Raw genomic sequence first — 12,213 nt, 5'->3', positions numbered from 1 at the left:
AGTCAGCGAAGCGCGCCCGCTTGATGCCCAGGTCGGCCCACAGGCCGCCTCGTTTTGCTGTTGCGGTAGTCGCCCCCTCGAGAGGCCGCGCACGGCCATGGATGGCCGATCGCGGCGGGCCCACGGAGCAGGACCGGAGCGAGGGCATGCCGAGCCTTAGCGAGGCACCGAACGAAAGGGGCAAGAGCCGAATGGCACTTACTTAACGTGTTTCGGATGACCATTCGCCCGAACCTCTGCCCTTGCCAGCGAACGTGGCTTGGTCAGCAAAGGGTAGGCTTGGGGTCGTCGTTTAACAGCACGCGGCTCGATGCGGCCCGGGCGATTTCCAACGCGTCGTTGGGCGATCAATTCCAGCAATGTTAAAAAATTGTCTCTTCCGGGATCGCCGTATTGCCTCAGTGCCAGCCAAAGCTGGAGGCTGTGCTTGAAGCTCAGCTCTCGTGGCAAACAGTCTGCCAGTGCGGCCGACTGCGCCATGATCATTCGAATCAGGTTGTGCGCCAGTAAATAAACCCACAGCTCCTTGATAGCCATATCCGGCGTCTTGCAGCTCAGCTTCCCCAAGCCCAGCGTCGCTTTGAGATTGCGTAAGTCCAGCTCCACATGCCAGCGGTTCTTGTACAGCGACTTGAGCGCCGTCTTCGGTACCTGCCTGGGGCACCTCAGGGTGGTAACCAAGGTTTTGCCATCCACTCTAAGTTCCCGAACCTGCAATCGCTCCGGGGCCTGTTCAAAATACCGCTGGCTCATCCACACAGGTCGTCGCGCAGGTTTTTGATATTCGATCAGGTGATCTTCTGTGCCCAAACTTTGGCCCAGTCGAAAGTCAGTACTGCGCCGACGTATACCGTATTGTTCAAACACACCGTCCACGCCTCTGCGCTGTAATTCGCAAAGCAGAAAATAAGTGGCGTAATAGGCATCGCCCAAAAGGATATCGCCTGTTTTCAGCGTATCCAGCATCGACCTGAGGAGCGTCTGCTCATCCCCGCCCTTGCCTTGGAAACGGCCCACGGCAGCATTTAAGACAGCGCCACTGGACAAACAAACGATACCGACCATTCGAGACAGTGGAAAACCAATACCGACTTTCTGACCACGAGATTGAGGGTAGGCGGCCTGGTTTGCCGCCGTGTCGGGCATGCTGATCGTAGTGCCATCCACCAGTCGTACCGGCCTGTCCAGCCAGCGCCAGGATGTCGGGGCATGATCGCTGATCAACGCGCCCGTGTGATGGAGCAATGTAGAGACCATTTCGACAGGCAGTCGTTTTCTGGCTTTGCAATAGGCCCCGGTCCTGGTACTGCTAGGGCTCAAGCCTCCACAGACGCGTTTTATTGAAAAATCATTGACGACATTCTGACAGGAGCGGTCAGCCCCCATCGCCTGGGCGAGAAACATGGAAAGCGTTTCGGTCGGCGGAAACAACCGCTCCCGATGCTCGGGCAGTGAGGACTCTACAACGGGCAATAGCTGCGGGGCCGTGAGCAAATCGAAGAATGCGTAGGCGTCGGCGTTGGAGGCGTGCTGACGCAGGCGATGTTGTTGATGCTGAACAATTTGGCGTCTACGATTCATCTGGGCTGTGTCCTTGGTTTTCGGCGTGTGTTCGCAACTATCACCGTAGACCAAGGCCAGCCTTCTCCAATTTCACAGCGTAAATGACGTTGCCGGCAGCTAAGTAAGTGCCATTCGGGCAAGAGCCCTTGGTTACTTGGGGCTCTTCCAAGTGACTCGCCATAAGGGCGAAACCAATAGCCGCCATCACCGCAGAAACGGATATGTACACAATCAAAACCCACTAAACCTGCCTAAACCTCATCAACTTCTTCAAAAGCGGCCGCCCCAGCATCAACAAAAACACCGGCCCCCCCACCACCAGATAAAAGTAATAAGTCACCGCCCGCCAAATCAAAATCGCCGCCGCCGCCGTAGATTTCCCCACCATCGGCGCCAGCAGCGCCGCCGAAGTCAGCTCCGCCGCCCCAGCACCGCCCGGCAACAGGCTGAACTGCCCCGCACTCAGCGAAAGCATCTGAATCAAAAAACTCCAGGCCCACTGCAAATCCGCGCCAAGCCCGCGCAACGCCAGATACAACACACTGTACCGAAGCATCCAATGCACACAGGTCAGGGCAAACACCTTGATCAACGTCTGAAAGGGCAACTTCAGCGTGTCAGTAAACGCCGCCAGAAAATGCAGGAGTTTTCGCGCCCAACGCATTCGCGTGCTGCCTTTGACATTAAGACGAACGAGCAACCGCCCGCTCAAACGGATCAGCAGTCGGTGGTAACGCGCGATCACTACGCAACTGAGCAACCCGCCGAACATCGACCCGGCGCTGACAATCAGCAACCATTCCATCCGTTCGCTGAGGTGCTGGAACAGCGCATAAATCAAAATCCCGCTTAACGCGCAGAGAAAGAACAGCAGATCGCTCAGTTGATCCATGGCGAACACCGCGCTACTCCGGGCCGGGCGCACGCCGTTGCGTGCCAGCAGCGCCATGATCGTCAGCGGTCCGCCGCTGCCGCCCGGTGTGGCGCAGTAGGCGAACTCGGCCGCCATCACCACGCCAAGGCTTTTGACCGGGCTGACCTTATCGCGCTGATCACCCAGCAACAGACGCAAGCGCATCGTGTTCACCACCCAGCACAGCAGGATCATGCCGAACATGATCAACAGCCACGTCAATGGAAAACCCTGCAGTCGCGACCAGGTCTGGTTACCGCCGAGCAACAGAGGAATCAGCACGGCAGCGAGCAGCGCGACAAACAGTAGAATTGCGCGGTTCATGCGGCGCGACCGGCACGGTCGTTGTGCAGCGCCAGCCACCGCGCCTTGGTCATCGGCACGCGGCCCTCGTCGAGCAGGCGCTTGAGGGTTTGCAGCCAATAATTGCGTGAGAAGGGGTGACGCATGTCCACCGGGTGCAACCCCAGGCGAATCACCGGGGCCTGATGCCAGCGGTGTTCGCGTTGATCGCTGACCAGCTTTGACAAACCCCGACGCCAGGCACTGCGCGCACTCCAGACCAATCCCGGCGCATCTACCGGGGTGAAATCCGGCAGACGATACAGGTGCTGCGGATCGCTGGTGTAACTCAGGGGCAACTGGCGCAAGGCCTGGCGCGTCCCTTCGCTCATCAGCCAGGCCGGGGCGACAAAACCCTCGAGCGGCCAGTGGTAGCGATGGAACACTTCAATGCCGGCCCGCAGGCGGGCGAGGGCAGCTTCCCGAGACAGGCTGTAAAACTCGCCTTCGTGGGTATAGATGCGGCGCATGAACCAGTCTCGTGGGGTGTGAGGCGACGGGCTTTCATCGCAATGAAAATAGCCGTGCAACGCCAGTTCGTCGCCTCGGGCGACACGGTTGGTGAGCAAACGCCGAAATCCCGGATGCGCCTCCAGATCGTTGTACCTGTGGAAATCCGGCACCACCAGCCAGGTCATCGGCACTTCGCCCAAGGCGTCGACGTCTTCGACAAAGGGTTGGTAATCGGCCCAGGTGTGCGGCGCGACGTCGTGCAACACCAGTAACAGGCTGGGCGCGTTCATGGGCTTAGCCATTGGCGATCTGCGGCCAATGGCTGCCGAGGACGGCGTGATAATGGCCCAGCAGGCTGTTGACCACCGTGTCCCAGGAATACTGTCGCTCGACATGACTGCGGGCCTGTTGGCCCAAAACGGCACTGCCCGAACCGAACAGCTCCCGTACGGCGTTGGCCATCGCCATTGAGTTGTTCGGCGCGCAAAGCAGGCCGCATTCAGCGCTGATGATTTCCTGAAAAGCCCCGGCTGCCACGGCCACCACTGGAATGCCGCAAGCCATGGCTTCGAGGATCACCAGGCCGAAGGTTTCCTGATCGCCGGCGTGTACCAGCGCATCGGCGCTGGCCATCAGTCTTGCGACTTGCGCCGCCGGGCAGAACTCATCGACCACGGTCACGTTGTCCGGCACCGCCGCCGGCATCGACGAACCCACCAGCAGCAGGTGATAGCGGCGGCCCAGGCGTTTCATGCAGTCGAGCAACACCGGCAGGTTTTTTTCCTTGGAGCCGCGCCCGGCGAAAATCAGCAGATGGGTATTTTCATCGATGCCCAATTCTGCGCGCAGGCCCGGGTCTCGGGCATCGGGGTGGAAGGTGTGCAGGTCGACACCCAGCGGTTGGACGAAAACGTTCTTCACACCGAGGCTGATCAATTTGTCGGCCATGATCCGGCTCGGTGCCAGCACCCGGTCGAAATTGCCGTAGAGTTTGCTGACATAGGCCTCGACATTGGGGGTGACCCAGTTGCCCATGCGGTTGCTGACCAGCAGCGGCAGGTCGGAGTGATAAAAGCCGATCACCGGCACATCGAGTTGGCGGCGGGCATCGAGCGCCGCCCAGGCCGTGAGGTACGGATCGCCGACTTCAATCAGATCGGGCTGCAGATCCTGCAGGACATTGCGCCAGGGCGCGAGACGGAGAGGGAAACGATAGCCCTTGCCGAACGGCAGGGCGGGGGCCGGAACTGTGTAAACGCCATCCTGTTCACTCAGGTGTGACCCAGGGATCAGCAGACTGTGGCGAATGCCCGGCTTGATTCCCAGGCGACGGTGCTTTGCATCCAGATAAGTGCGCACGCCACCGCTGGCAGGGGCGTAGAACATGGTTATGTCAGCGATATGCACGATGAACATTCCTCCGGTCCGTTGTTCTCCCTTGGTTGACCTTTATGAAGGATAGATGTTCGGTTGGGGTTTTGTGGCGGGGATGTCGGCGAGGTTTTTGCGGTGTGTTGCAGACCGCCTTCGCGAGCAAGCCCGCTCCCACAGGTCTAGCGCAAGACCTTGTGGGAGCGGGCTTGCTCGCGAAGGGGTCGGTTCAGACACTAGATACGGAAACTACCCACCAATTGCTTCAGCCGCGCCGCCTGCTGCTCCAGGTCCGAACACGCCCGCAACGTCGATTGCAGGTTTTCCACCCCTTCCTGGTTCAGCGTATTGATCTCGGTAATGTCGACATTGATCGACTCGACCACCGCCGTCTGTTCCTCGGTCGCCGTGGCCACCGACTGGTTCATCCCGTCGATTTCGCCAATCCGCAAGGTCACGCTGTTCAGACGCTCGCCCGCCAGGTTGGCGATTTCCACGCTGTCCTGGCTATGACGCTGGCTGTCGCTCATGGTGCTGACGGATTCGCGGGCGCCGACTTGCAGCTCCTCGATCATGGTTTGCACCTGCTGCGCCGATTCCTGCGTGCGGTGTGCCAGGTTGCGTACCTCATCGGCCACCACGGCAAAACCACGCCCGGCTTCACCGGCGCGGGCGGCCTCGATAGCGGCATTGAGCGCCAGCAGATTGGTTTGCTGGGAAATGCTGGTGATCACTTCGAGAATCTGTCCGATGTTCACGGTTTTGCTGTTCAGCGATTCGATGTTGGTGCTGGAGGCGCTGAGCATGCTCGACAGTTGGTTCATCGCAACAATGCTGCGATCCACCACTTGTTGGCCGTCTTCGGCCAGGCTGCGGGCATCGCTGGCCTGACTCGACGCCTGGGCGGCGTTGCGTGCAATTTCCTGGGCGGCGGCGCCGAGCTGGTTGATCGCGGCGGCGACGCTGCTGGTGCGCGAAGCTTGCTGGTCGGAGTTGTACATCGACGAGTTGGAAGCCGCGACCACGCGCAGGGCAACTTCGTTAACTTGGCCGGTGGCCGAGGACACTTCACGGATCGAACCGTGAATGCGCTCCACGAAACGGTTGAATGCGGTGCCGAGCAGGCCGAACTCATCGTTGTTCTGGATAGTCAGGCGCTTGGTCAGATCACCTTCGCCGTCGGCGATGTCGGCCATGGCGCGGGTCATGACGTGCAGCGGCTGGATCAGGAGGCGGATCAACATGCCCAGCAAGGCAATGATGATCGCAACCGCAATGACGGTCGCAACGACCGCCGAGGCGCGGAATTCGCTGAGCATCGAGAAGGCTTTGTCTTTATCCACCGACAGGCCGATGTACCAGTTGACCGAGGGCAGGCCTTTGATCGGGCTGAACGTGACGATGCGGGTCTTGCCGTCGACCTCCACTTCACTGAAGTCGCGGCTGATGCGCGGGGTGTTTTTCGGGTACGCCTCGACCAGGGATTTCATCACCAGCGCTTTGTCCGGGTGCACCAGGATCTTGCCGTCGGCGCTGACCAGGAACGCATAACCCATGCCGTCGAAATCACGGGCGCTGAGGGTGTCGATCAGGGTTTGCAGGCTCAGGTCGCCGCCCACTACGCCGACGCTTTGGCCAGCCTTTTTCGAGGCGGTGGCCATGGAGATGATCAGTTGGCCGGTGGCTGCGTCGATGTACGGTTCGGTCAGGGTCGAGGTGCTGCTGCTTTCCGCGCCTTTGTACCAAGGGCGAACCCGTGGGTCGAAGCCGTCGGGCATTTTTGCATCCGGGCGGATGGTGAAGCTGCCGCTGGCGTCGCCCAGGTAGGACGCCATGAAGGTCGACGTCAGGGCTTTCTGCTCAAGCAGATTGGCGACATTGGCTTGTGCCGGATTGAGGGCGATGTTCTGAGCGAGGCTCTCGATCAGCAGGATGCGGCCCGCGAGCCAGGTCTGGATGTTATTCGCGGTGACATCGCCCGTCTCATTGAGATAGTTGTTCAGGTCCTCGCGAATGGCGTTGCGCTGCAAATAGTCGTTGTACAGCGTGAACGAGGCGAACGCGGCAATGACGATGAGGGCGGCGGCAAGCAGGATTTTATGGCTGAAGCGCAGATTTTTGTTCATGGCTTGGGGTTCCGCTAAGGTCTTATTATTAGGGCATGCTTTTATAAAGGCACGCAAAACGGGCGGTAATGAAAACAAGCTGATGTTTCCGTCCTCTCCTTAGGGATTACCGACACTGTTTTTGGATGAGTCTCACAACTATCGCTATCGGCCATGCTGGATCAAAGATTAACCAAAGGTGACCAAATGCCTGATTCATCGCAACTCGTTATCGGTGCCGATCTCGCGGGGCAACCGATCGCCCAGGCCATGCGCCTGGCGAACCGTCACGGTCTGGTCGCGGGCGCTACCGGGACCGGTAAGACCGTCACTTTGCAACGACTGGCCGAAGCGTTCAGCGATGCCGGCGTGGCCGTGTTTGCGGCGGATATCAAAGGTGACCTGTGCGGTCTCGGCGCGGCCGGCAACCCTCAAGGCAAAATTGCCGAGCGAATCGCCGGGATGCCCTGGCTGAATCACACGCCTCAGGCCTATCCGGTCACCCTGTGGGACATTCACGGTCAGTCCGGTCATCCATTGCGCACCACCTTGAGCGAAATGGGACCGCTATTGATTGGCGCCTTGCTGGAGTTGACCGACAGTCAGCAGTCGGCGTTGTACGCCGCGTTCAAGGTCGCGGACCGCGAAGGCTTGCTGCTGCTGGATCTGAAGGACCTGAAGGCGCTGCTCAATCACCTGCGTGACCACCCCGAATTGCTGGGGGACGACGCCGCGCTGATGACCACGGGGTCGAGTCAGGCGTTGTTGCGGCGGCTGGCGATTCTGGAACAACAGGGCGCCGAAGCGTTGTTTGGCGAGCCGGCACTGCAACTCGAAGACATTCTGCAGCCAACCGCCGAGGGTCGCGGGCGCATTCACTTGCTGGATGCCAGTCGTCTGGTGCACGAAGCGCCAAAGGTCTACGCGACTTTCCTTTTGTGGCTGCTGGCCGAACTGTTCGAGGAACTGCCGGAGCGCGGCGATGCCGACAAACCGCTGCTGGCACTGTTTTTCGATGAGGCGCATTTATTGTTTGCCGATACCCCCAAGGCGTTGCAGGAACGTCTGGAGCAGGTGGTGCGGCTGATTCGCTCGAAAGGCGTGGGCGTGTATTTCGTCACCCAGTCGCCGGGCGATTTGCCGGATGACGTGCTGGCGCAGCTCGGCCTGCGCGTCCAGCATGGCTTGCGCGCGTTCACTGCCAAGGAACAGAAATCCCTTCGGGCCGTGGCCGATGGCTTCCGGCCGAACCCGGCGTTCGACGCCTTGTCGGTGTTGACTGAACTGGGGATTGGCGAAGCGCTGGTCGGCACGTTGCAGGACAAGGGCACGCCGGAGATGGTTCAGCGCGTCCTGGTCGCACCGCCGCAATCGCGGATCGGGCCGTTGAGCGAAACCGAGCGCACGGTGCTGATCGCCGGTTCGCCGTTCAAGGGTCGGTATGACAAACCGGTTGATCGTGAGTCGGCCTATGAGGTGTTGATGGGCCGTAAAGGGCTGGCACCAGAAGCCGAAACAGCACCGGGCAAGTCTGCGCCGGAGGAGCCGAGCTTCACCGACAAGGCCGGGGAGTTTCTCGGCACGGCCGCAGGGCAGGCACTGAAATCGGCGATGCGACAGGCGGCCAATCAGTTGGGGCGGCAGTTGGTGCGCGGGCTGATGGGCTCGCTGCTCGGCGGCAACAAACGTCGCTAACAGGGCACCACGGTCAAAAAAACTGTGGGAGCGAGCCTTGTGGTGAGGGGATTTATCCCCGTAGGGCTGCGAAGCGGCCCCGTCATTCTTTCATCCACACCGAGTTGTTAGGATCTACGACTGCTTCGCAGCCGAACGGGGATAAATCCCCTCACCACAAAGCTCGCTCCCACATTTGATTTAAATCAATCCTTGGGTTTGGCGTGAGCCGCCAATCGCTCAAGCGCTGCTCGCAGGTTGGGGTCAGTAATCCCGTCAGCCGTAGCCTGAATGGTGGCACCAGCATCGGTGGACAAACTGATGGTATGCCCCGCCGCCCCTTGCTGAACGGTCGGTGGCTGCACCTTGAACAGAATCCGGGTCAGGCTGGCGAATTCATCAAACATCTGTAACTGCCGTTGCAGACGCTTCTGTTGATAACGCAGACGCGTTGCCCAATGACCATCGGTGACAATCAGCAACAAACTGCCTTCGCGCCACGACGCCACATGGCAATGCTCGCGGGCGGCGGGCTGCAATTGGCTTTCCAGCAGACGTTGTAAATGACCCAGGCGTTGAGCGTGGCCAAAGATGGCTTTGAGCGGCTTGGCTTCGCGAAGCAGAACGGCGGGTGCTCTGGCCGTGAGAGGGCGAAATGCCATGATCAGACACCTGAAGTAACAGAGCCGCCATGGTAGCAGAAAGCACTGGATGCACCCGACCCATTGCTTTGCGCGCGCTTTACCCATTAAATCAACAAGTAACTTCTGCCGTAAGCGGCTTGAAGTTCAGCAAAAAGCCCTTATTTTAAGTGAGCCCCGTTACAACGCAGTGCATGCATCGTGGAATAACGCCACTTTCCTCACCATCGTTTCCGGGTAGAATGCTCGTTCGCATGCGGCCATGAGGGCTGCACGGGCGACTCACGGGGCCGCCCTCCATCCCTTTAGTGTGGAAGATCCTGCCGATATGTTTGCGCCTTTGTTAAAGAAACTTTTTGGAAGCAAGAACGAGCGTGAAGTCAAACGCATGCTCAAGACGGTGCAACTCGTCAATGCCTTCGAAGAGCAAATGGTGGCCCTTTCGGACGATCAATTGCGTGCCAAGACAGATGAGTTCAAGGCCCGCATCGCCAAAGGGGAAACCCTCGACAAGCTGCTGCCAGAAGCCTTTGCGGTCGCCCGCGAAGCCGGCAAGCGCGTCATGGGTATGCGCCACTTCGATGTCCAGCTGATCGGCGGCATGACCTTGCATGAAGGCATGATCGCGGAAATGCGTACCGGTGAAGGCAAGACCCTGGTGGCTACACTGGGCGTTTACCTCAACGCGCTGTCCGGCAAAGGCGTGCACGTTGTCACCGTGAACGACTACCTGGCCCGCCGTGACGCCAACTGGATGCGTCCGCTCTACGAGTTCCTCGGCATGTCGGTCGGTGTGGTCACGCCATTCCAGCCGCCGGAAGAGAAACGTCTGGCCTACGCCGCCGACATTACCTACGGCACCAACAACGAATTCGGTTTCGACTACCTGCGCGACAACATGGCGTTCAGCATGGAAGAAAAATTCCAGCGTGAACTCAACTTTGCCGTGATCGACGAAGTCGACTCCATCCTCATCGACGAAGCGCGTACCCCGCTGATCATTTCCGGTCAGGCCGAGGACAGCTCGAAGCTGTACATCGAGATCAACAAACTGATCCCGCAGCTCGAATTGCACGTTGAAGAAGTCGAGGGCGAAGTCACCAAGGCCGGCCATTACACCGTCGACGAGAAGACCCGTCAGGTCGAACTCAACGAAGCCGGTCACCAGTTCATCGAAGACATGCTGACCCGCGTCGGCCTGCTGGCTGAAGGCGAGAGCCTGTATTCGGCGCACAACCTGGGCCTGCTGACCCACGTTTATGCCGGCCTGCGCGCGCACAAGCTGTTCAATCGCAACGTTGAATACATCGTGCAGGACGGTCAGGTCGTCCTGGTCGACGAACACACCGGTCGTACCATGCCGGGGCGCCGTTTGTCCGAAGGCCTGCACCAGGCCATCGAAGCCAAGGAAAACCTGAACATCCAGGCCGAAAGCCAGACACTGGCGTCGACCACGTTCCAGAACTACTTCCGTCTGTACAACAAGCTGTCCGGCATGACCGGTACCGCGGACACCGAAGCGTTCGAATTCCACCAGATCTACGGCCTGCAGGTCATGGTCATCCCGCCGAACAAGCCGTTGGCGCGTAAAGACTACAACGACCTGGTGTTCCTGACCGCCGAAGAGAAATACGCGGCGATCATCAACGACATCAAGGAATGCATGACTCACGGCCGTCCGGTGCTGGTGGGTACTGCAACCATCGAAACTTCCGAGCACATGTCTGCACTGCTGCAGAAGGAAGGCATCGAGCACAAGGTTCTGAACGCCAAGTTCCACGAAAAAGAAGCCGAGATCATTGCCCAGGCCGGTCGCCCGGGTGCACTGACCATCGCCACCAACATGGCCGGTCGTGGTACTGACATCCTGTTGGGCGGCAACTGGGAAGTGGAAGTCGCGTCCCTGGAAGATCCAACGCCAGAGCAGATTGCCCAGATCAAGGCTGACTGGCAGAAACGCCACCAGCAAGTGCTCGAGTCGGGTGGTTTGCAGGTGATCGCGTCCGAGCGTCACGAATCGCGCCGTATCGACAACCAGCTGCGTGGTCGTGCCGGTCGTCAGGGTGACGCCGGTTCCAGCCGTTTCTACCTGTCGCTGGAAGACAGCCTGATGCGCATCTTCGCCTCTGACCGGGTGAAGAACTTCATGAAAGCATTGGGCATGCAGTCCGGTGAAGCGATCGAGCACCGCATGGTGACCAACGCCATCGAGAAGGCCCAGCGCAAGGTTGAAGGTCGCAACTTCGACATCCGCAAGCAACTGCTCGAGTTCGACGACGTCAACAACGAACAGCGTAAAGTGATCTATCACATGCGTAACACGTTGCTGGCCGCCGACAACATCGGTGAAACCATCGCCGACTTCCGTCAGGACGTACTCAACGCGACCGTCAGCGCACACATTCCACCGCAGTCGCTGCCTGAGCAGTGGGACGTGGCCGGTCTGGAAGCGGCGTTGCAGAGCGACTTCGGTGTGGCACTGCCGATCCAGCAGTGGCTCGACGAAGACGATCACCTGTACGAAGAAACCCTGCGCGAGAAGCTGATGCAGGAGCTGATTGCAGCGTACAACGAGAAAGAAGACCAGGCGGGCGCCGATGCGCTGCGCACCTTCGAGAAGCAAATCGTTCTGCGCGTGCTGGACGACCTGTGGAAAGACCACCTGTCGACCATGGACCACCTGCGTCACGGCATCCACTTGCGTGGCTACGCCCAGAAGAACCCGAAGCAAGAGTACAAGCGCGAGTCGTTCACGCTGTTCTCCGAGCTGCTGGATTCGATCAAGCGCGACTCGATCCGTGTGCTGTCGCACGTTCAGGTTCGCCGCGAAGACCCGATCGAAGAAGAGCAGCGCCTGCGCCAGGAAGCCGAAGCTCTGGCGGCACGCATGCAGTTCCAGCACGACGAAGCACCTGGTCTCGAGCAACCGGAACTGCTCGGTGAAGAGGTCGATGTAGCCCTCGCCGTAGCGCCGGTACGCAACGAACAGAAGCTGGGCCGTAACGAACTGTGCTACTGCGGTTCGGGCAAGAAATTCAAGCATTGCCACGGGCAGATCCAGTAAAGCCCGTTTCATACGCTGAAATACCCGCGCCGCGACCGGCATCAGCCGTCGCGGCGTTTTGCCATTTACACCACCGTTCTTCCTGAA

At 59.5% G+C, this 12,213-nt stretch carries 8 protein-coding genes and 1 pseudogene; 2 read left to right on the top strand and 7 right to left on the bottom strand.

The genetic code is table 11. The features are described from left to right. Nucleotides 1-198: 198 nt before the first annotated feature. The 6 genes and pseudogenes from ACA073_RS20475 to ACA073_RS20450 form a co-directional block, all read right to left on the bottom strand. Nucleotides 199-1,581: an IS4 family transposase gene (locus tag ACA073_RS20475; RefSeq protein WP_497404001.1), complete on the bottom strand. Its 1,383-nt coding sequence runs from the start codon at nt 1,579-1,581 to the stop codon at nt 199-201. Nucleotides 1,582-1,804: 223 nt separating this feature from the next. Further along, nucleotides 1,805-2,800: a glucosaminyl phosphatidylglycerol flippase gene (gpgF, locus tag ACA073_RS20470; protein WP_497399046.1), complete on the bottom strand. Its 996-nt coding sequence runs from the start codon at nt 2,798-2,800 to the stop codon at nt 1,805-1,807. Next, complete coding sequence (gene gpgD / locus ACA073_RS20465; protein WP_497399044.1) at nt 2,797-3,573, bottom strand: N-acetylglucosaminyl phosphatidylglycerol deacetylase; 777 nt, start codon at nt 3,571-3,573, stop codon at nt 2,797-2,799. The genes gpgF and gpgD overlap by 4 nt, the downstream gene beginning before the upstream one ends. Beyond that, on the bottom strand, nt 3,566-4,687 hold the full coding sequence (gene gpgS, locus ACA073_RS20460; protein WP_497399043.1) for an N-acetylglucosaminyl phosphatidylglycerol synthase: 1,122 nt from the start codon (nt 4,685-4,687) through the stop codon (nt 3,566-3,568). The genes gpgD and gpgS overlap by 8 nt, the downstream gene beginning before the upstream one ends. Before the next feature lie 191 nt (nt 4,688-4,878). Continuing rightward, the gene (locus ACA073_RS20455) at nt 4,879-5,643 is read right to left on the bottom strand and encodes a methyl-accepting chemotaxis protein (RefSeq protein WP_430955024.1); all 765 of its coding nucleotides are present in this window, start codon (nt 5,641-5,643) and stop codon (nt 4,879-4,881) included. Nucleotides 5,644-5,736: 93 nt separating this feature from the next. Next, a pseudogene (locus ACA073_RS20450) lies at nt 5,737-6,768 on the bottom strand (HAMP domain-containing protein); the annotation flags it as partial. 186 nt (nt 6,769-6,954) lie between these two features. On the opposite strand from ACA073_RS20450, the gene ACA073_RS20445 reads away from it, so the two are divergent. Continuing rightward, nucleotides 6,955-8,442 (top strand): helicase HerA-like domain-containing protein, encoded by a 1,488-nt coding sequence (locus ACA073_RS20445; protein ID WP_497399041.1) that lies wholly within the window; start codon nt 6,955-6,957, stop codon nt 8,440-8,442. Nucleotides 8,443-8,627: 185 nt separating this feature from the next. Here ACA073_RS20445 and ACA073_RS20440 read toward each other — a convergent pair whose 3' ends face one another. Further along, a complete protein-coding gene (locus tag ACA073_RS20440; protein ID WP_497399039.1) occupies nt 8,628-9,083 on the bottom strand; it encodes a DUF721 domain-containing protein in 456 nt (151 codons plus the stop codon). A 307-nt stretch (nt 9,084-9,390) separates the two neighbouring features. On the opposite strand from ACA073_RS20440, the gene secA reads away from it, so the two are divergent. Next, entirely contained in the window at nt 9,391-12,126 is a 2,736-nt protein-coding gene (secA, locus tag ACA073_RS20435) for a preprotein translocase subunit SecA (RefSeq protein WP_497399037.1), read from the top strand. Nucleotides 12,127-12,213 lie beyond the last annotated feature (87 nt).

Source organism: Pseudomonas sp. LBUM1670, from assembly GCF_059695695.1.
The sequence above is the reverse complement of the archived record's forward strand: the minus strand, read 5'-3'. Positions and strand labels throughout refer to the sequence as shown.